Here is a 19,031-nt window from a genome sequence, read left to right as displayed (position 1 = left end):
CGGCCGCACATGGAGACGCACCCGTGATCAAGCTCTTCGGTTTCTCGCTGTCCAACTACCACAACAAGGTCAAGTTCATCCTGCTGGAGAAGGGCGTGGACTTCGAGGAAGTGCCGGTGCGCCCGGGCGCCGCCGCCAGCGAAGACGGCAAATCGCCGCTGGGCAAGGTGCCCTTCATCGAGACCGAGCACGGCTTCCTGAGCGAAAGCCAGGCCATCGCCGACTACCTGGAAGTGCGCTTCCCCACGCCCGCCCTGATGCCGTCCGACCCCTGGCAGGCGGCCAAGGTGCGCGAGCTCATCACCTACTGCGACCTGCACGTCGAGCTCTGCGCCCGCCAGCTCTACAAGCAGGCTTTCTTCGGCGGCAAGCTCACGCCGGAAGACATCGAGCGGGTCAAGGCCCAGCTCACCAAGCACATCGCCGCGTTCAAGGAACTGGCCCGTTTCGCCCCTTATGCCGCAGGTGACACCTTCACCCAGGCCGATTGCGCCGTGTACGTCAGCCTGCCACTGGCCGCCATGGCGTCCAAGCTGGTGATCGGCGAGGACCTCGTGGCCGCAGCGGGCATCGACTGGAAGGCCTACGTGGGCCTCATCGAGCAGCGCCCCGCAGCGCAGAAGATCGCCGCCGACCGCAAGGCCGACCAGGCGCGCTCGATGGCCGCCGCGCGCGCTGAAAAGCTCGTGCCCTGAGGACAACTTGCGGGCCCGCGAACACAAGCACAAGCCCTGCCAACGCGGGATAATGGCGGACTGAAGACCGACCTCGGCGCCTCAGAAGCGCCCCGCCTGCCATGACCTCTGCCACACCTGCGGCCCTGCACACCTCCGCCATCACCTCCCTGCCGCTGCTGGCCCGCGGCAAGGTGCGCGACAACTATGCCGTCGGCAACGACCGCATCCTGATGGTGGCTTCCGACCGCATCAGCGCCTTCGACGTCATCATGGGCGAGCCCATCCCCGGCAAGGGCGCGCTGCTCACGAAGATGGCGCTGTTCTGGTTCGAGCTGCTGAAAGACGTGGCGCCCAACCACCTCACGGGTGACGACCCCGTCAGCGCCGTGACCGCGGCCGAGCGCGCCCAGGTCGAAGGCCGCGCCATGCTGGTCAAGAAGCTCAAGCCCCTGCCGGTGGAGGCCGTGGTGCGCGGCTACCTGGCGGGCTCCGGCTGGAAGGAATACCAGGACAACGGCGAGGTCTGCGGCGTCAAGCTGCCCGCCGGCCTGAAGAACGCCAGCAAGCTGCCCGAGCCCATCTTCACGCCCGCCACCAAGGCCGACGTGGGCGACCATGACGAGAACATCAGCTACGACAAGATGGCCGAGATCATCGGCGCCGACATGGCCGCCAAGGTGCGCGACCTGGCCATCGCCCTGTACAAAAAGGCGGCGGACTTCGCGCTGACCAAGGGCATCATCATCGCCGACACCAAGTTCGAGTTCGGCCTCGACGCGCACGGCACCCTGACCGTGATGGACGAGGTGCTGACGCCGGATTCCTCGCGCTTCTGGCCCATCGAGGGTTACGAAGCCGCGTTCGCTGCGGGCCAGAACCCGCCCAGCTACGACAAGCAGTTCGTGCGCGACTGGCTGGAGCAGGCCACCGTCAACGGCCAGCCCTGGGACAAGACCGCGCCTTCGCCGGCCTTGCCGCAGGAGGTGATCGCCAAAACCGCGGCCAAGTACCAGGAAGCGCTGACCCGCTTGACGGGCCAGGCCTGAGCCGGCGCGGTTCCCGGGGGGCTCAGGCCTTCTGACGGCGGGCGATGGCGCCCACCAGGGCCAGGCCCGACAAGACGAGCGCGATGCTGCCGGGCTCGGGCACGGCCGGCATGGCGGCCAACTCGCCGATGTAGCTGCCGCCCTGGCTGCCAATGGCGTGGCCGGCGATGGTGAGTTGGTAGTTGCCAGCCGTCAGGCCCTCGAAGGTGAAGGAGGGCAAGGCGCTGCTGGAGGCACTGGAGGCCCCGCCCACAGCACCCACGGCGACCAGCGTGATGCTGTCAAACGCCAGGCCCTTCACCGTCAAGCCCTTGAAGAAGGCCAGCGGCGAGCTCACGCCGCCGAACACATCGCTGGTCTCGGTGAGGCTGAAGAAGTAGGTGTCGATGAAGGTGTCGCGCGCCTGAACCGTCCGCGCGACGTTGGGCTCAGGCAGTTGCACGCTGGCCGAGGGCAGCGTGTTCAGCGGGGTCGAAAAGGTGATGGACACCGAAGTGGTCGCCGCCCAGGCGGACGAACCGAGTGTCATGGCGATGCCGGCAGCCACGCCGAACGCGCCAAGTTGTTTGAAGCTCATGTGAATTCCCCTGTGTGAATCTGGGCCAAGTGGCCATGGATTGTGAACAACGTCACGGATCCGTCTCGAATTCATTCTAGGCAGATCACATGACGCGTCTCCACCATTACCAGAGCGTCACGCAGGGTTGATCCGTCTGAACGGATCACGTGACAGCCTGTCACATGGGCTGATCGGCGCCGTCTTCCCCGTGAACCGGGGGTGGGTTGTCCAAATCGATGCCTGCAGCCCCTGTGGCATCGGCTTCTGCCGCAGCTTCGGCGGCCGCCAGGGCCGCAGCGGCCAGGGCCTCGGCTTGTTCCGCAGGCAAGGCCCAGCTGTGCAGGATGTTGCTCACATCGCCGATGCCCGTCTTGTTCAGCGAGGAAAACAGCGCCACGCCGATGTCGGCTTCGTCGGTGGCGAGCTCGGCCAGCACGGCCTGGGCACCGCGCAGGGACTCGGCCTGCTCTTTGCGGTTGAGCTTGTCGGCCTTGGTCAGCAGCACCAGCAGGCGCACTTCGCCGTTGCGCACGCGCGGCGCGACGAACTCCAGCAGGGTGCGGTCGAGTTCGGTGAAGCCGTGGCGCGAGTCCACCATCTGCACCACGGCGCACAGGTTGCGGCGCCAGGCCAGGTACTCGGCCATGACTTCCTGCCAGCGCAGCTTGGCGGTGCGCTCCACGGCGGCGTAGCCGTAGCCGGGCAGGTCGGTCCAGACCTGGTCAGGGGCGGCCTTGGCGCCCAGGTGGAAGAGGTTGATGTGCTGGGTGCGCCCAGGCGTCTTGGACGCATAGGCCAGCTGGCGTTGCTGCGCCAGGGTGTTGATGGCGGTGGATTTGCCCGCGTTGGAGCGCCCCACAAAGGCCACCTCGGGCAATTCGCTGGCCGGCAACTGGTGCAGTTGGGCGGCGGTGGTGAAGAAGCGCGCCGAGTGGGCCCAGTTCAGGGCGAGCTTGCCGACGTCGAGTTCGGCCTGTTTCGCGGCCTCTTTCACCGGGCTTTTGGGGGCCTTGAGCGGGGCTTTCTGTGCGGGTTGTCCAGCCTGTCCAGCAGGTGTCGCGGGTCGCGGGCGGCGCTTGGGGCCGGGGTTTGTGCTCGCCTTGGGGCGAGATGGCGTCGAACGGGTCATGGGACATTGTAAAATCTCTGGGTTTCATCGCCAAACCAACCAGAGCCCGGACTCATCCGCAACGTCATGAAGCGCTTTTCTCAACTGACCGCTCACCTGATCGCCGTCGCCTCGGTGGCCCTGTCTCTGTCGGGTGCTGCCCAGGCATCTGGCGCCAAGGCGACCAAGCCGGACCTGGCAGCTGGCGAGGCCAAGGCTGCCGCCGTGTGCGCTGCCTGCCACACGTCCGACGGCTCGCGTGGCCTGCCAACCTTCCCCATCTTGCAGGGCCAGCACCCTGAGTACCTGGTCAAGCAATTGACCGAGTTCAAGGAAGGCAAGCGCAAGAACAGCGTCATGAACGGCATGGCCGCTGCGCTGTCGCCCGACGACATGCGCAACATCGCCGCCTTCTACGCGTCGAAGAAAGCCAAGGATGGCACGGCCAAGAACAAGGACCTCGTCGCCGTGGGCGAGCGCATCTTCCGCGGCGGCATCGCCAAGAAGGGTGTGCCTGCTTGCGCGGCCTGCCACAGCCCGAACGGCGCGGGCATCCCGGCGCAGTATCCGCGCCTGGCCGGCCAGCACGCCGACTACACCAAGACGCAGCTGACGACCTTCCGCCAGGGTGAGCGCAACAACAGCGCCCAGATGTCGGCGATTGCCGCGAACCTGAGCGACAAGGAAATCGAGGCCCTGGCCGATTACGTGGCCGGCCTGCGCTGAGCCCCGCTCAGCCGCGTCAGCCGCGTCACCCGCATCCACCGCAGCTCCGGACCCACAAGCGGGCGGCCCTCTCCGGGCTGACCCGCTTTTGTCCTTCCTGGGCTGTCGCTTGAGGTCGGCATGGCGCGGGATGGCGCCGCGGCCCCTTGAGGCTTCCACGGACAATCACCGACATGCGCACCGCGGCCCTGCCACAGACTCCCCCCGGGACCCCTCCCGTCACCCCTGCTGCACACAGCGTGCGCCGCCAGGTGCTGGACGTGCTGGCGTCGATGCGCTTTGCGATCGCGCTGCTGACGGTGATCTGCATCGCCTCGGCCATCGGCACGGTGGTCAAGCAGGGCGAGCCGCTGGTCAATTACGTGGACCAGTTCGGGCCGTTCTGGGCCGAGGTGTTCGGCGCTTTGGGCCTGTACCGCATCTACAGCTCGGGCTGGTTCCTCACCATCCTGGCCTTCCTGGTGGTGTCCACCAGCCTGTGCATTGCGCGGAACACGCCCAAGATCCTGGCCGACTGGCGCACGCACAAGGAGCACATCCGCGAACAGGCCCTGCAGGCCTTCCGCCACCGCGCCACCGGCGTGCTGACGCAACCCTTGGGCGAGGCGCAAGCTGCGGTGCTGCGCACGCTGGCGCAGCAGGGCTGGTCGGTGAAGACGCAGCGCCGCGAGGCCGCCGCCCAGGACGGTGCCTCGGGCACGGCGGCCATCGGCGAGGGCGTGATGATCGGTGCGCGCCTGGGTGCGGCCAACAAGCTGGGCTACATCGCGGCGCACAGCGCCATCGTGCTGATCTGCCTGGGCGGTTTGTTCGACGGTGACCTGATCGTCAATGCCCAGGTGTGGGCGCAGAAGCTGCAGCCCTTCAAGGGCGGCATGACCGAGCCGGAGCGCGGCCGCCTGGGCGAGGGCAACCCGGCTTACCGCGCGCAGTTGTTCGTGCCCGAAGGCGCGCGCAGCAACGCGGCCGTGGTGAACCTGAACGAGGGCATGCTGGTGCAGCCGCTGCCTTTCGAGGTCGAGCTCAAGAAGTTCTCGGTGGAGTACTACGCCACCGGCATGCCCAAGCGCTTCGCCAGCGACATCGTCATCCACGATGCGCGCAAGGGCGTGGACAAGGCCTTCACGGTCGAGGTCAACCACCCGGTGGTTTATGACGGCGTGACGATCTTCCAGTCCAGCTTCGAAGATGGCGGCTCGTCGGTGCAGCTCAAGCCCTTGCGCCTGGACCTGGGCACGGCCCAGGTCGCGCGTGCCGGGCAAGCCACGCAGGCTGCACAGAGCGCCAGCAGCGTGGCTGCCGTGGTCGGCGGGGCACCGCAGATGCTGTCTGCGCCCGCGGGCGATCTGCAGCTGGAGGTGACCGGGCTGCGCGTCATCAACGTCGAGGACGTGGCGCAGGCGCAGAAGTCGTCCGCGGCCGATGGCACCGCATCTGCAGGAAGCAACGACGTCCGCGGCGTGAACCTGGCCGAGCTGAGCAAGCACCTGGGCTCGGGCGCCAAGCCGGCGGGCAACAAGCAGTTGGTCAACATCGGGCCGTCCGTCATCTACAAGCTGCGCGATGCCGCCGGCCAGGCGCGTGAGTACCAGAACTACATGGCGCCGGTGAAGCTCGACGGGCAGCAGGTCTTCCTGTTCGGGGTGCGCGACACGCCGGCCGAAGGCTTCCGCTACCTGCGCGTGCCAGCCGACGAGGACATGGGCGTGCAAGGTTGGTTGCGCCTGCGCCAGGCCTTGAACGACGGCGCCATGCGCGCCGAGGCGGCCCAGCGTTTCGGCCGCATGGCCGCGCCGGCCGACCGCGCCGAGTTGCAGGCGCAGCTGGGGGGCTCGGCGCAACGGGCGCTGGACCTGTTCGCTGGCGCCATACGCGCCACGCCGGCCAAGCCGGGCCAGCCAAGTCAGCCCCTGGTGGGCGGCTTGCCGGCGCTGTCGGATTTCATCGAGCAGGCCGTGCCCGCCGAGCAGCGCGAACGCACCTCGGCCACGCTGGTGCGCATCCTCAATGGCGCGCTGTTCGAGCTGCTCAACCTCAGCCGCGAACGCGCGGGCGTGGCGCCGCTGTCGCCCGAGCAGGACGAGGCGCGTCGCTTCATGACGGCCTCGGTGCTGTCGCTGTCGGACGCGATGTTCTACCCGGTGCCCATGGTGCTGGTGCTGGAAGGTTTCGTGCCCAAGCAGGCCAGCGTTTTCCAGGTGACGCGAACCCCGGGGCGCAATGTGGTCTATCTGGGCTGCGTGCTGCTGATCGTCGGCGTGTTTGCCATGCTCTACATCCGCGAGCGGCGTCTGTGGGTGTGGTTGCAGGAGGATGGCGCTGGCGCCACCCGCGTGAAGATGGCGCTGTCGTCCACCCGCCAGACGCTGGACACCGACCGCGAGTTCGAGCGTTTGCAGCGCACTTTGCTGGGCACCACAGCCGCAGCTTCGCCCTGAGTTTCAAGGACCCACGACATGAGCACTTCCCCTTCGGTGGGTGTCGCCGACGACCTGCCCACCGGCCTCACCGACCTGAAGCGTCCGCCCAGCGACTGGCTGTTCGCCGTCGTGGTGCTGGCGCTGACGGGCTGGGCCTTCTGGCGTTTCGGCGACGCCATGGACGTCTATGAGCAGGCCATTTTGCTGGCGGCGGCGCCCAGCGTCATCGCCATGGGCTGGTTCTGGCGCCCGGTGCGCCTGCTGCTGCTGGCCAGCGGCCTGGCCACCTGGGGCGCGGCCGCCCTGTACCTGCGCACCACGGACGACTGGGGCGCCGACCTGGCCCAAGGCGAGCAGATTTTCTGGCTGAAGTATTTCCTCTCCAGCCAGAGTGCCATTTTGTGGATGAGCGTGCTCTTCTTCATGAGCACGGTGTTTTACTGGATCGGGCTGCTGTCGCGCAGTGCCACGGGCACCAGGCTGGGTTCGCGCATCGCCTGGGCGGGCGTTTTCATGGCCGTCACGGGGACGCTGGTGCGCTGGTTCGAGAGCCACCAGATCGCGCCCGACATCGGCCACATCCCGGTGAGCAACCTCTACGAAGTCTTCGTGCTGTTCGCCTGGCTGACCACGGCCTTCTGGCTGTACTACGAAGACCGTTTCGAGAAGATGGGCCAGTCGCTGGGCTCCTTGGGCGCCTTCGTGATGCTGGTGGTGAGCGCTGCCGTGGGCTTCCTGCTGTGGTACGCCGTGGTGCGTGGCGCCAGCGAAATCCAGCCGCTCGTGCCGGCTTTGCAAAGCTGGTGGATGAAGCTGCACGTGCCGGCCAACTTCATCGGTTACGGCACGTTCGCGATGTCGGCCATGGTGGCGTTTGCCTACCTGATCAAGCTGCGCGCCGGTGAAACGCAGTGGTGGAAGCTGGCGCCGCTGTGGCTGGTCGGCGTGGTGCTGTGCTTCGAGCCCATCGTGTTCCGCGCCAAGCCGGGCGCCGAGCAGATGGTGGGCACCTACTGGGCCATTTACTTCGGGGTGTCGGCGCTGATCGTCGCGGGCATCATCGCGGCGCGCCGCAAGATCGCGGCCCAGCTGCCCGATTTCGAGGTGCTGGACGACGTGATGTACAAGGCCATCGCCGTGGGCTTTGCCTTCTTCACCATCGCCACCATCCTGGGCGCTTTCTGGGCGGCCGAGGCCTGGGGCGGCTACTGGAGCTGGGACCCGAAGGAGACCTGGGCGCTGATCGTCTGGCTGAACTACGCGGCCTGGCTGCACATGCGCCTGATGAAGGGCCTGCGCGGTGAGTTCGCCGCCTGGTGGGCGCTGGGCGGTTTGCTGGTGACGTCGTTCGCCTTCCTGGGCGTCAACATGTTCCTGTCGGGGCTGCACTCGTACGGGCAGCTGTGACGAAAAGGGCGGCCTCCACCGCCCTTTTCCCGTTCAAGAAGGCGCCTGCATGGCCGATAACCGACTCAGGAATGTTTTGTCGGGTCCAAGCCATGCGCTACGTCGTTCGTGACACCAAGGGAAGCATCGTCAGTCTGCACCGCGAGCCGGTGCCGGGCTCCGACCTGCTGCCGCTGAGCCATCCCGATGTGCAGGCCTTCCTGACCGGCACGGACGGCAAATCGTTCGCGGCCATGGACGCCGACCTGGTCCGGGTGCTGGAGGATTTGATCGACGTGCTCCTGCGGCGCAATGTGTTCCGCATCACCGACCTGCCGCTGGAAGCGCAGGTCAAGCTGTTCGAACGCAAGCACTTCCGCGACAACCTGCAGTCCCACGCGCTGAACCTGTACGCCGGTCAGCAGGCACAGAGCCCGGCCAGCATGGGCGAGGACTCGGCCACGGGGGCCATGTCCGACCTGGTGCCCTTCGACTGGGCCAACAGCGACTTCAAGGTCTGAGCGACCCCAACTGAGCGCCACCCAGGCGCCCAACGCCCTCAGAACACCCGGTGCGCCAAGGCCGGCAACTGGGTGCGCACCTGCGTCTGGCGCGCCTTGCCCAGCTCGGCCAGCACCACGCCGCTGCCATCTTCGCGACGGCAGGCCATCACCTCGCCCCAGGGCCCCACGGCCAGCGAATGGCCGAAGGTGCGGCGACCGTTCTCATGCAAACCGCCTTGCGCGGGCGCCAGCACGTGGCAGAGGTTCTCCACGGCGCGGGCGCGCAGCAGCAATTCCCAGTGGGCGCGGCCCGTGGTGTCGGTGAAGGCCGCGGGCAGAACGATGAGGTCCAGCGGCTGCTGGGCGCCGAGCTGGCGGAACAGCTCGGGGAAGCGCAGGTCGTAGCAGACGCTCAGGCCCACGCGCCAGGCCTGGCCTGATCGGTCGGTGAGGTCGAAGGCCACAGGCGCGCTGCCCGGGCGCAGTGTGGCGGCCTCGTCGTAGCGGCGCTGGCCATCGTCGAAACAGAAGAGGTGGACCTTGTCGTAGCGCGCCACGCGGGCGCCGTCGGGGCCATAGACCAGGGTGGTGTTGAAGACCTTGTCCGAGCCGGGCCCGCGGATGGGCAAGGTGCCGCCGATCAGCCAGATGCCGTGTTCGCGGGCGGTCTCGGACAGCACGTGCTGCATCGGCGTGCTGTGGGTGCCGGGGATGAGCGCGTCGGCGAGGGGCTCGGCGATGGCGAGCTTGTCGCTGTCGTGCTGGCCCATCAGGCAGAAGTACTCGGGCAGGGCGACGAGCTCGGCGCCCGCGGCGGCGGCCTCGGCGATCAGGCCGCGCGCCACCTCGAAGTTCTCGTCCACGCGGGGGGTGGACACCATCTGCACGGCTGCAACTTTCATGGGGTGGTCTGGGCTGATGAGGGATCCCGACAGGGGCGTGGGCAGCCGGCCTTGCCGTATGCTTGGGCACATCATGGCCGAACTCGATCCCCCGGCGCAAGGCGCGCTGTTGTCAGAACCCATCGCGCCAGCCGACCCTGCCGTTTGGCGTGAGTGGGCCGAGCGTGTGCACGATGCCGCCGCGCGCGGGGCCTGCCTGCGCGTGCGCGGCGGCGGCAGCAAGGACCACCTGGGTGACACCACCCGCGGCGAGCTGCTCGACACCCGCGACTGCCAGGGCATCGTGGCCTACGAGCCCAGCGAACTGGTGATCCGGGCCCGTGCCGGCACGCCGCTGGCCGAGGTCGAAACCGCGCTGGCCGAGCGTGGGCAGCACCTGGCTTTCGAGCCGCCGCGTTTTGCCTTCCATGCCGATGGCAGCGGCGCAGGGGCTGGCGCGGCCACCCTCGGTGGCGTGGTGGCCAGCGGCCTGAGCGGGCCGGGCCGGGTCAGCCGCGGCGCCGTGCGCGACCACGTGCTGGGCTGCACGTTGATGAACGGCCGCGCCGAGGTGATGCGCTTTGGCGGTGCGGTGATGAAGAACGTGGCGGGCTTCGACCTTTCTCGTCTGATGGCGGGCTCCATGGGCACGCTGGGCCTGCTGCTGGAGGTCACGCTCAAGGTGATGCCGCAGCCGGTGGTGTCGGCCACCATGCGCTTCGAGATGCCCCAGGCCGAGGCCCTGGCCCAGGTCAACCAATGGGCGGCCCAGCCCTTGCCGCTGGACGCCTCCGCCTGGTGGGACGGCCTGCTCGTGCTGCGCCTGCGGGGCGCGCGCGCGGCCGTGGCCAGCGCGGTGCAGCGCCTGTACCGCGAGCGCCGTGGCGAGCTGCTGGCGCCGCCTGTGGCCGACGCTTTCTGGCAAGGCATGCGCGACCAGAGCGACGAATTCTTCCAGCGTGCGCGCCAGGCCGTGGCCCAGGCGGGCGGCCAGGGGGTCGCGCTGTGGCGCCTCTCGGTGCCGCCCACCACCGCGCCGCTGGAGGTGCACGGCGAGCAGCTCATCGAGTGGTTCGGCGGCCAGCGCTGGGTGTGCACGCCTGCGCCGGCGGCGGCCGTGCACGCCCTGGCGGCGCGCGTGGGCGGCCATGCCCAGGCGGTGTGCAGCGCCCAGCCCCTGCCTTGCGTGGACGAGGCCGCCTTGTCGCCGGTGCTGCTGCGCCTGCACCGGCAAGTGCAGCGGGCCTTCGACCCGCAGGGCGTGTTCGCCACCGGTCGCCTCCTGCCCCTTTCCGCCTGAGTTGGCGCCCACGGACTCACCCATGCAGACCCGCCTCTCACCCGAGCACCAGTCCACCCCCGCCGGCCAGCAGGCCCAGGCCGTGCTGCGCCAGTGCGTGCACTGCGGCTTTTGCAACGCCACCTGCCCGACCTACCGCCTGACCGGCAACGAGCTGGACGGCCCGCGCGGCCGCATCTACCTGATGAAGCAGGTGTTCGAGGGCCAGGCGCCCACGCGCACCACGCAGCAGCACCTGGACCGCTGCATCGGTTGCCGCCACTGCGAAAGCACCTGCCCCTCCGGCGTGCCCTACCACGAGCTCCTCGCGGTGGGCCAGCCGGTGGTGGACGCCGCCGTGGCCCGCCCCTGGCGCGAGCGCCTGCTGCGCTGGGGCCTGCGCACCCTGATGCCATCGCCGCTGTTCACCCCGGCCTTGCGCGTGGGCCAGGCCGTGCGCGGGCTCTTGCCCGAGGCCTTGCGCGCGCAGGTGCCGGCGCGTTCGCCCCTCGCGCCGCCCGCCTGGCCCGATGCGCGCCAAAGCCTGCATGCCCGGCGTGTGCTGATGCTCAAGGGCTGCGTGCAGCCGGGCTTGCGCCCGCACATCGACGCGGCCACGGCGCGCGTGCTCGATGCGCTGGGCATCCGCGCCGAAGTGGCCGCATCGTCCGGTTGCTGCGGGGCCGTGCAGGGCCACATGGGCGATGTCGATGGGGCCAAGGTGCGCGCGCGCCGCAACATCGACGCGTGGTGGCCGTACATCGTGTCGGCCACGCCGGTGGAGGCGGTGCTGGTCAATGCCTCGGGCTGCGGCGCCTGGGTCAAGGATTACGACAGCCTGCTGGCCGACGACCCGGCCTATGCCGACAAGGCCAAGCGCCTCGTCGCCCTGGTGCGCGACCCGGGCGAGATGCTGCCGGCCTGGTTGCCCGTGCTCAAGCGCAAGCTGGGCCGCCAGGCCGCGGCCGGCGCGCTGGGCGGCTTCACCTTCCACCCGCCGTGCAGCCTCAGCCACGCCCAGCGCCTGAGCAGTGCCGCCAAGCCGGGCCCGATCGAAACCAGCTTGCGCGAGCTGGGCTTCGAGGTGCGCCTGGCCCGCCAGGACAGCCACCAGTGCTGCGGCGCCGGTGGGGCGTACAGCGTGCTGCAGCCGGAGATGTCGCGGCAGTTGCGCGACCTCAAGCTCCAGGCGCTGCAGCCCGCAAATGGGACAGGAAGCGGGGCAGAAAGTGCGGCCTCCGGCCCGCAGGTGATCGCCAGCGCCAACATCGGCTGCATCACCCACCTGCAATCGGGCACGGACACGCCGGTCAAGCACTGGATCGAGCTGCTGGACGAGGCGCTGTCGCGCTGATCACGGGTCCGAGGGGCTGTTGCTCGGTGCGCGCGCGGAGCTCCGAACCGCATGCACCGAGCTCAACGCTCGGGGCGTCCGGGTCTGTCAAACCGCGCGGTCGGTGCCGGCGGGGGCGTTCGGCTGCTGGGCGGTATCGACCGGCTCGGTCTCGCGGCCATCGAAGCTGACTTCGACGTCGATGCGCGATTTCACCGGCATGCCCTGGCGTTCGCCGGGGGCAAAGCGGGCTTGCAGGAAGGCTTCGCGGGCGGCTTCGACGAAGGGCGCGGGCAGGGCGTCTTCGGCGTTCTGTGGCGTCGCCACCATCACCTTGCGCACGGCACCGGCCTCGTCGATGAACAGGGTCAGGCGGCCCGTGCGGACGCGGCCAGGCTCGACGCCAGCCGGGTAGCCGATCTGGACGATGCCCAGGGCCTGCGGCGGGCGGTCGAGCATGTCGCGGCGGGCGTAGCCGGTGAAGGTGGCGGCGCTGTCGGCGGAGGTGGGGGCCTGGGACGAGGCTGCGGCGTCTGACACAGGCGTCTCCACGGCCGGGCCTGCTGGCTCGCTGGCGGTGATGGCCTCTGCGGTGATGGCTTCCGAGGTGTCGGCCGGCGCTGCCGCGTCGGACATGGGCTGCTCCGCCGAGACTGCCGAGACCCGGGTGGGGGCCGACAAGGCCCAACGCACGTGCATGGCCGTGTGCGCGTGACCGCCCGACACCGCCGCGCTGTGGCCCGGCACCAAGGCCTGTGTGCGCAGGAACAGCCCCAGCCCCAAGGCGGCATGCAAGCCCAGCGCCGCCAGCACGCACCAGCCCACGCGCCCTGATCGGCGTGACCGGCGTGACCCGCCCGGGGGGCCGAGGGGCCCTGGCGGCGTCAGGAGGGGCGCGGTGCCGTGCATGGCGCTCACTGCGTCAGTTCGCGCCAGGAGGTGCGGCGCATGGTGCCGGTGGACGTCGGGGCCTTGACGTGGTCACGCACCTCGGTGGAGCCATCGGCGTTGGTGATGATCTGGCCCGACTTGGAGCGGCCCTGGAACTGCAGCGTGTTGATGCCCATGGTGGCCACCGAGCGCTTGTAGCCAGCCAGCTGTGTGCTGGCCTGTTCCAGCACATAGGAGCCGGTCGCGATGTCCAGGTCATAGAGCCACGAGTAGCCCGAGCCGCTGCACACGTCGGTGGCCGGCACGATGCTGGCCACGGTCAGCGTGGTGTAGGCCAGGCTCATGCCCACCGCCACGCGCTCGCCGGCATCGGGCAGGTCGATGTACCAGCCGGCCACGGTGCTGCTGCTCCAGTCCACCGCGTTCTTGGTGACGGTGCGGTTGTTGCCGGAGGTGGTCAGGGTCTGGGCGACCATGCTGCTGCGGATGTTGCTCCAGCCGGTGGAGGTCAGCGGGTCCTTGACGGCGTAGATGGACGCGGGCGTGGTGGTGTCCATGGCGTCGGTGGCGCCCAGGTAGCGGCCCGTGCCGACCAGCACCACCGGGTAGTTGTAGCCGCCGTAGCGCACCTCGGCCAGTTCGGGCCTGACCGTGATGGGCTGGGCCGTGCCGTCCTTGACGAACTGGGCCAGGCGCACGGCGCGGGTGTCGGCGGTGGTGCCTGCGGGTGCGGCGAGGTTGTTGGCGTCGAAGCGCCACAGGTTGCCCAGCAGGTCGCCGGCGTAGAAGCGCACGGCCTCGTTGTCCGACGGCGTCGAGATCCAGGCGTTGAGCTTGCTCAGGCCGCTGGGGCTGCCCGACGAGCCCACCGCCGCGTTGTTCACCAGCGTGGGCACCTTGTGCATCACGGTGCCGGTGTGGGCGTTCAGCACGTACAGGTAGCCGTTGCCGCTGTTGTTGATGCCGGAGGTGAAGACCACGGCCCAGACCATCGCACCGGTGCTGTCCGGCAGCTGGGTGACGACGGGGTTGCCGTAGGTGAGGCCCAGGTCGGCGTCGGTGAACTCCCACATCAGGGTCGGGCTGCTCGGCGAGCTCACGTCCAGCGCGTAGTAGGCCTTGCCGCCGGCACCCAGGCCGCCCACCAGCATGGTCCGCCACACATGGGCGCCATCGGTTTCCTGCGAGATGTCGGCGACCACGGGGGTGGCGTTGACGCTGAAGCGGTGCTGGTTGGCGTAGTCGCTGTCGCCCAGCATGTAAAGCTTGGGCATCACCGCGCGGGGTATGTACGCCCACACCTCGCTGCCGGCCGTGGGGCAGGACGTCGCGCTGCTGCTGGACTTGGCCGAGAAGGCGTGCAGCATGCCGTCGTTGGCCGCGGCATAGACGATGGGGCAGCGGCTGGCGTTGTTGGTCTGGTAGGTGGGGTAGTCGTGGGTGGTGTACGAGAAGGGCGGCTTGCCCACGTACACGGGCGAGGCGTCCACCATGTCGCCCAGCACGCTGCGGCGGCTGCGGTAAAGCGTGCCTTCGTTGCTGCGGTCGCCGCGGATGAAGTTCACCAGGGCCGCGCCCGAGGCGTTGGTCTGTTGCGTGGAGGTCAGCGCCGAGCACTGCGTGGGCCGGGGCGACTGGCTGCAGTAGTTGTTGAAGTAGCCGGTCAGCAGGGTGCCGTCCACATCGGACGACAGGTTGGCGTAGGTGAAGGTGCCCAGGCTCTGGCTGGTGGTGCTGCCCGAGGTCGCTTTGCGGGCGTAGTAGATGGTGCGGCTGCTGTACTCGCGGCCGTCCAGCAGGGTGCTGGCCTTCCAGTTGCTGTTCTCCGTGCCCACGGACACCGTGTCGGTGGCGGCGTTGACGGTGATGGTGCGCGCTTCCAGTTCGCCGTTCCAGCTCTGCGTGCGGTAGGACGCGATGAAGACCTGGTCGGTGCCCAGCACCGGGCGCAGCGAGGTGGATGCGGCCGAGGCGCCGGCGCCGTCACGGGCGGTGATGTCGGAGAGCGCCGTGCTCAGCGCCGAGACCAGGGTGTCCGCGCTGCCGGCGGAGAAGTAGCGGCCATGGCCGTTGACGGCGGCGTGCCAGAGGTCGTCGATCTTGGCCGGGTCGCTGGAGGTGTCCAGCGGTGGGATGGGCCACTTCTTGGTGCCCGCCTTGATGGCGTTGAAGTCGCTGGAGGCGCCGGTGAGGTAGTTGACGTCGTAACGCAGCCGACCGCTCAGGCCCAGGCCGAGCGTGTAGGTCGTCATGTGCTGCTTGCGGTTGGGGTCGGTGTCCGAGTACGGCACGCTGTTGACCAGGTCGGTGCGCAGGTCGGTGTTGTAGTAATAGGCGGCCACGTCGGCCAGGGTGTTGAGGGCGGGGCCGCCGGTGCTGGCGGTTTCCACCGTGCTGGCCTGGGGTTGTGACGAGCGGCAGTTGGTGGTCGAACCCGAGGGATCCTGAAGCACCACCCAATCGGTGTATGTCGTGCCGGTGGGCGTGACCGTCATCACCCGCTGTTCGGTGTAGGGGATGTAGGTGCTGCGGCCGTTGGAGCAGCCGCTGGTGCTGCCCGCCCGGTAGCTGGTGCGCACGTAGGTGGCGGTGTAGTTGGTGCTGTCGTCGTACTGCGGGCGCGGCGTGGCATTGATGTCCGAGTCCTGGTTGCCCACGGCGGTGCTGCCATCGAGCTGCGTGGGCAGGGTGCCTTCGTTCCAGTAGCCGTCGGTGGTCAGGATGCTGTAGTTGCGCTGGCAGGCGTTCTGGATGGGGTCGGTCTGCCTTTGGCCCGTGCGTGAGTCGGCCAGCTTGTTGCCGTAGTAGCGTCCCACCTTGGCCAGGGCGCGGCGCAGCGGGGTCGAGCCGCTGACCGGCGCACCGTAGAGGTTGCTGAAGAACAGCGTTTTCTGGTCGGCGCCGAAGTCGGCGATGTCGGCGAAGCTGCCCAGGTTGGGCAAAAAGTCGGTGTTGAAGTTGCCGCTCTTGTTGATGGTGGTGAAGCCCACGCGGTAGCGGTTGTCCAGCGCGAACATGGCGCGGCCGGCCGCCGAACGCATCATCAGGATGCGGGTGCGGTAGTAGGCGTACCAGTTGGCGTAGCGCTGCTGGTCGGCCGCGGACAGGCTGCTGATGAGCACCTGGCTGAACTTGCTGCTGCCGGGGCCTGAGCCGATGTTGCTCAGGCATTCGTTGACGAAGGTGTTGGTGGTGTCGAAGTTGCCCGCGCTGTCGTAGGCCCAGGACTGGGGCGTCTGCGTGCCCGTGTAGCTGTAGTAATAGTGCGTGGCCGGGCTGTTGTTGGTGGCCGAGAGGTTGGTGGTGCGCAGCTTGCCCAGCACCCAGTTCGACACGCTGCCTTTGCGGACGCTGGAGAAGGTGAAGGTGATCGTGTACTTGTACGTGTAGGGGAAGGTGAACAAGGAGACCAGGTCTTTGTCCACCACCTTGCCGACCATCCAGTGGGTGTCGTCGCCGCTTTCGTACACGGCGACCATGTCATTGACCGCCAGCGACACGCCATTCGTCGTGATGGTGTCCGTCAGCACGACGGGCGTGGTGGCGTCCGGGTCGGGCGTGTCGGTGTTGAGGGACTTGGTGACGCTGGCCGACGATGACAGCGTCGGCTGAAAGCCATCGGGCCACGCGGCATCCAGCTTCTGCTGGGGGTAGTTGCGCCCATCGGCTGTTTTGGGCAGGGCGTAGGGCGAGGTTTCCGTGGAAGGGTTGAACGCTGCGCCATTGCAATGAGACGACCACACGCTGTAGGCGCCGCGGTCACCGGTGTCATCGGGCAGGTAGTCGCTGGCCATCGAGCCCGAGTTGTCCAGGATGAACATCAGGTTGGGCTTGACCGACACGGTGGCATTGATCAGCGGGGAGTTGCTGATGTCGGTGCTGGCGGCCCAGCTCGGCTGGTCCGGGGCCATGCCGGCGAGCAACAGGGCGGCGGCCACGGCGACACGCTGAGCGCGCGGCGTGTGGGGAGCAAAAGGATGTGTCATGTCGCCTCCGACATCAGAACTGAACGATGGTCTCGGTGATGGACGACGTGCTGCGCGCACCCACGGCCTGCACCACGATGCGGTAGTACGTGCCTTGGGCCGTGCCCGTCAGCGGTGCGGGTTTGCTGTAGTCCAGGCTGCCCTTGTCGTTGGCCACGCCGGCGCCCGAGTTGGCCGGTGCCGCGCAGGAGTTGCCTGTGGCGGTGGGGGCGCCCGTGGCCGAGCACAAACGGAAGATGGCGTAGCGCAGCGTCACCGGCTCGGTGGCGCCGGCCGAGGCCACGGTGCGGGCCGCCAGGGTGCACTTGCCGGTCACGGTGCCGCTGGCGTAGGCGCAGGTGTCGCCGTTCCAGTCCACCAGCACGCGGCTGTTGTTGCTGCTGAGCTGGCCGGTGGCGTCGAGGTTGTCGGTGGCCGAGGCGTAGTAGCCGACGGCCGTGTTGTCGGTGTCGAGCGCCGTGGCGTTGGCGGCCAGCCACTCGATGGCGGTTTGCGTGGCCCGCTCGGTCGAGGCCACGGTCTCCTGCTTGAAGCCGAGGTTGCCCAGCACCGTGGTACCGCTGTCCACCGAGCGCACCAGGGCGACGGCGCCCAGTGACAGGGCCAGCAGCGCCAGCAGGGCGAAGATGAGGGAGAGGCCGCGCTGCTGCTTCATACGGCACTCCACACCACGTTGCGCAGCGGCACGACGGTGTCATAGACCTTGTAGCGGTAGTGCTGCCACTCGGTGTCGGTCGCGTTGGGTTTGGGGATGGTCAAGGTCAGGCACTGGCGTTCGCTGCCCGTGCTGCAGGCGGCGGTGCCTGACACGGTGGTGGCGGTGCCCACGTCCCAGCCCGGGTCAGCGGTGGTGACGGCATCTTTTTCCCGCACCTCGCTGCGCGCCACCACGGCGATGCGCACGCTCAGCACGCGCGACCAGTCGTCGGCGGCGGTCGGGGTGGTGGTGTCGTACTGGTCCACCACGCCGTCTTTGGGGGTGCTGGTGTCCTTGCCATACATCACGCGCATGGCCACGACGCCCGAGGCCAGCACCTGGTTGGCGCCCCAGGTGCCGTTGGCTTGCAGTTCGCGCATGACCAGGGCCTCGCTGGCAACGGTGTATTCGCGCAGCACGATGCTGCCCAGGTTGACCAGGTAGCTGGTGTCGGCGGGGTAGCCGGTGGTGGGCATCAGCGACGCCGTGGACGCCGGGTTCCAGCCCGCGGTCACGGTGACGTTGGGCACCACGGTGCTGGACAGCACGTTGGCGCCCGAGCCCGCCACCTGGAACACCGTGCACCAGTTGGTGCTGCTCCAGCTGCCGGGGATGGCCATCATCGTGTCGCCATTGCTCACGCCGGTGCTGGAGTTCACGGTGAAGCTGGTGTCCACCGCCGCGTGGTTGGCCTTGACGACCATGGGCACCGAGAAGCTGCTGCGGCCGCTGCTGAAGGTGCGCAGCGTGGGCACGCCGTTGGCATTGACGGTGATGGTGACCGGCGCCAGCGTCAAGGCCAGGGTGGCGGCACTGCCGTACTTGGCCTGGATGGGGCAGCCCAGCGCGGCGCTGTGGCTGATGATGCCGTAGCCTGCGCCCTGCACGTCGCGGCTGACGGTGTAGAGGCCGATGGAGCCGTTGACCTGGGCGTCCGAGCCCGAGCTGGTCGTGCGGCGCTGGCCTTCCGAGCTGACCACCACCTGCGCGATGATGACCGTCGTGATCAGGGCCAGGGCCATGCCGACCATCAGCTCCACCAGGGTGAAGCCGTGGGTGTGCGCGCGGGCATGCGCGCTGGCGTGGGTGTGGGGGGTGCGCATCGGGGTGGCCTTCAGCTGGCGGCGCTCAGCCGCGTGCGGGTGGTGTAGCTGTGCTGGTCGTCGCTGCCGTGCTGCCAGGTCACGGTGACCGTGACCATCTGCGTGGTGGCGTCCACGACGATGCTGCCGCTGCCGTTGGGCAGGGTGTTGCTGACCTTGCTTTGCCAGTCGCTGCAGCGGGTGTTGGACGTGCAGGCCGTGCCGTTGTAGTTGGCCACGTGGCTGATGTCGCCCCACATCGTCCCGACCACCTCGTTGGCCAGGTAGCTGGCGTCGGCGCGGTACTTGGCATCGGACTGGGCGGCCGTCATGCGCGCTTGCAGGCCCACCAGCGCCAGCACGCCGATGCTGAAGATGAGGATGGAGACCAGCACCTCGATGAGCATCATGCCGCGCTGGCTGGGCATGCGGGGGGGGCGTCTGTTCATGGCGAACC

16 protein-coding genes are annotated in these 19,031 nt (G+C 68.6%); 8 read left to right on the top strand and 8 right to left on the bottom strand.

Translation table 11 applies throughout. From position 1 onward, the window contains the following. The first annotated feature begins 23 nt into the window (after positions 1-23). Both EV672_RS13170 and EV672_RS13165 read left to right on the top strand, forming a co-directional pair. Positions 24-695, top strand: coding sequence for a glutathione S-transferase family protein (locus EV672_RS13170; protein WP_133609948.1), 672 nt, complete (start codon positions 24-26; stop codon positions 693-695). 101 nt (positions 696-796) lie between these two features. Beyond that, entirely contained in the window at positions 797-1,723 is a 927-nt protein-coding gene (locus EV672_RS13165) for a phosphoribosylaminoimidazolesuccinocarboxamide synthase (protein ID WP_133609946.1), read from the top strand. A gap of 22 nt (positions 1,724-1,745) precedes the next feature. Here the strand turns inward: EV672_RS13165 and EV672_RS13160 are convergent, their stop codons facing one another. Together EV672_RS13160 and yihA are read right to left on the bottom strand one after the other, a co-directional pair. Then, the gene (locus tag EV672_RS13160) at positions 1,746-2,300 is read right to left on the bottom strand and encodes an FxDxF family PEP-CTERM protein (protein ID WP_166643569.1); all 555 of its coding nucleotides are present in this window, start codon (positions 2,298-2,300) and stop codon (positions 1,746-1,748) included. Between the two features lie 160 nt (positions 2,301-2,460). Then, positions 2,461-3,276 (bottom strand): ribosome biogenesis GTP-binding protein YihA/YsxC, encoded by an 816-nt coding sequence (gene yihA / locus EV672_RS13155; protein ID WP_341770490.1) that lies wholly within the window; start codon positions 3,274-3,276, stop codon positions 2,461-2,463. Positions 3,277-3,477: 201 nt separating this feature from the next. Between yihA and EV672_RS13150 the strand changes: the two genes are divergently transcribed. From EV672_RS13150 to EV672_RS13135, 4 genes are all read left to right on the top strand, one after another. Beyond that, positions 3,478-4,116 (top strand): c-type cytochrome, encoded by a 639-nt coding sequence (locus EV672_RS13150; RefSeq protein ID WP_133609940.1) that lies wholly within the window; start codon positions 3,478-3,480, stop codon positions 4,114-4,116. A 272-nt stretch (positions 4,117-4,388) separates the two neighbouring features. Further along, the gene (locus EV672_RS13145) at positions 4,389-6,554 is read left to right on the top strand and encodes a cytochrome c biogenesis protein ResB (RefSeq protein WP_133610084.1); all 2,166 of its coding nucleotides are present in this window, start codon (positions 4,389-4,391) and stop codon (positions 6,552-6,554) included. Between the two features lie 18 nt (positions 6,555-6,572). Next, positions 6,573-7,943: a c-type cytochrome biogenesis protein CcsB gene (gene ccsB / locus EV672_RS13140; RefSeq protein ID WP_133609938.1), complete on the top strand. Its 1,371-nt coding sequence runs from the start codon at positions 6,573-6,575 to the stop codon at positions 7,941-7,943. 92 nt (positions 7,944-8,035) lie between these two features. Next, the gene (locus EV672_RS13135) at positions 8,036-8,443 is read left to right on the top strand and encodes a hypothetical protein (protein ID WP_208110772.1); all 408 of its coding nucleotides are present in this window, start codon (positions 8,036-8,038) and stop codon (positions 8,441-8,443) included. A 38-nt stretch (positions 8,444-8,481) separates the two neighbouring features. Here the strand turns inward: EV672_RS13135 and EV672_RS13130 are convergent, their stop codons facing one another. Further along, entirely contained in the window at positions 8,482-9,327 is an 846-nt protein-coding gene (locus EV672_RS13130; protein ID WP_133609936.1) for a carbon-nitrogen hydrolase family protein, read from the bottom strand. A 73-nt stretch (positions 9,328-9,400) separates the two neighbouring features. On the opposite strand from EV672_RS13130, the gene glcE reads away from it, so the two are divergent. Next, a complete protein-coding gene (gene glcE, locus EV672_RS13125) occupies positions 9,401-10,606 on the top strand; it encodes a glycolate oxidase subunit GlcE (RefSeq protein WP_133609934.1) in 1,206 nt (401 codons plus the stop codon). Positions 10,607-10,628: 22 nt separating this feature from the next. Continuing rightward, on the top strand, positions 10,629-11,939 hold the full coding sequence (glcF, locus tag EV672_RS13120; protein ID WP_133609932.1) for a glycolate oxidase subunit GlcF: 1,311 nt from the start codon (positions 10,629-10,631) through the stop codon (positions 11,937-11,939). 87 nt (positions 11,940-12,026) lie between these two features. Here the strand turns inward: glcF and EV672_RS13115 are convergent, their stop codons facing one another. The 5 genes from EV672_RS13115 to EV672_RS13095 form a co-directional block, all read right to left on the bottom strand. Continuing rightward, positions 12,027-12,743, bottom strand: a complete 717-nt coding sequence (locus tag EV672_RS13115) for an energy transducer TonB (protein ID WP_133609931.1) — start codon at positions 12,741-12,743, stop codon at positions 12,027-12,029. Positions 12,744-12,832: 89 nt separating this feature from the next. Next, the gene (locus EV672_RS13110) at positions 12,833-16,795 is read right to left on the bottom strand and encodes a pilus assembly protein (protein WP_133609929.1); all 3,963 of its coding nucleotides are present in this window, start codon (positions 16,793-16,795) and stop codon (positions 12,833-12,835) included. A 13-nt stretch (positions 16,796-16,808) separates the two neighbouring features. Next, a complete protein-coding gene (locus EV672_RS13105) occupies positions 16,809-17,450 on the bottom strand; it encodes a hypothetical protein (protein ID WP_133609927.1) in 642 nt (213 codons plus the stop codon). Then, positions 17,447-18,595, bottom strand: a complete 1,149-nt coding sequence (locus EV672_RS13100; protein WP_133610082.1) for a PilW family protein — start codon at positions 18,593-18,595, stop codon at positions 17,447-17,449. The genes EV672_RS13105 and EV672_RS13100 overlap by 4 nt, the downstream gene beginning before the upstream one ends. Before the next feature lie 11 nt (positions 18,596-18,606). Continuing rightward, entirely contained in the window at positions 18,607-19,023 is a 417-nt protein-coding gene (locus EV672_RS13095; RefSeq protein ID WP_133609925.1) for a type IV pilus modification PilV family protein, read from the bottom strand. Positions 19,024-19,031: the final 8 nt, after the last annotated feature.

This window comes from Aquabacterium commune, assembly GCF_004362855.1.
GTDB lineage: Bacteria > Pseudomonadota > Gammaproteobacteria > Burkholderiales > Burkholderiaceae_C > Aquabacterium > Aquabacterium commune.
Note: the sequence above shows the minus strand (reverse complement) of the source record. Positions and strands in the feature narration are given on the sequence as shown.

What these genes read in the sequence shown, in the direction of transcription:
- EV672_RS13145 (WP_133610084.1), top strand. Translation starts at nt 4,389, where the DNA reads ATGCGCTTTGCGATCGCGCTGCTGACGGTGATCTGCATCGCCTCGGCC.
- EV672_RS13135 (WP_208110772.1), top strand. Translation starts at nt 8,036, where the DNA reads ATGCGCTACGTCGTTCGTGACACCAAGGGAAGCATCGTCAGTCTGCAC.
- EV672_RS13130 (WP_133609936.1), bottom strand. Translation starts at nt 9,327, where the DNA reads ATGAAAGTTGCAGCCGTGCAGATGGTGTCCACCCCCCGCGTGGACGAG.
- EV672_RS13100 (WP_133610082.1), bottom strand. Translation starts at nt 18,595, where the DNA reads ATGCGCACCCCCCACACCCACGCCAGCGCGCATGCCCGCGCGCACACC.
- EV672_RS13150 (WP_133609940.1), top strand. Translation starts at nt 3,478, where the DNA reads ATGAAGCGCTTTTCTCAACTGACCGCTCACCTGATCGCCGTCGCCTCG.
- EV672_RS13160 (WP_166643569.1), bottom strand. Translation starts at nt 2,300, where the DNA reads ATGAGCTTCAAACAACTTGGCGCGTTCGGCGTGGCTGCCGGCATCGCC.
- EV672_RS13165 (WP_133609946.1), top strand. Translation starts at nt 797, where the DNA reads ATGACCTCTGCCACACCTGCGGCCCTGCACACCTCCGCCATCACCTCC.
- glcF (WP_133609932.1), top strand. Translation starts at nt 10,629, where the DNA reads ATGCAGACCCGCCTCTCACCCGAGCACCAGTCCACCCCCGCCGGCCAG.
- EV672_RS13095 (WP_133609925.1), bottom strand. Translation starts at nt 19,023, where the DNA reads ATGAACAGACGCCCCCCCCGCATGCCCAGCCAGCGCGGCATGATGCTC.
- ccsB (WP_133609938.1), top strand. Translation starts at nt 6,573, where the DNA reads ATGAGCACTTCCCCTTCGGTGGGTGTCGCCGACGACCTGCCCACCGGC.
- EV672_RS13110 (WP_133609929.1), bottom strand. Translation starts at nt 16,795, where the DNA reads ATGACACATCCTTTTGCTCCCCACACGCCGCGCGCTCAGCGTGTCGCC.
- EV672_RS13105 (WP_133609927.1), bottom strand. Translation starts at nt 17,450, where the DNA reads ATGAAGCAGCAGCGCGGCCTCTCCCTCATCTTCGCCCTGCTGGCGCTG.
- glcE (WP_133609934.1), top strand. Translation starts at nt 9,401, where the DNA reads ATGGCCGAACTCGATCCCCCGGCGCAAGGCGCGCTGTTGTCAGAACCC.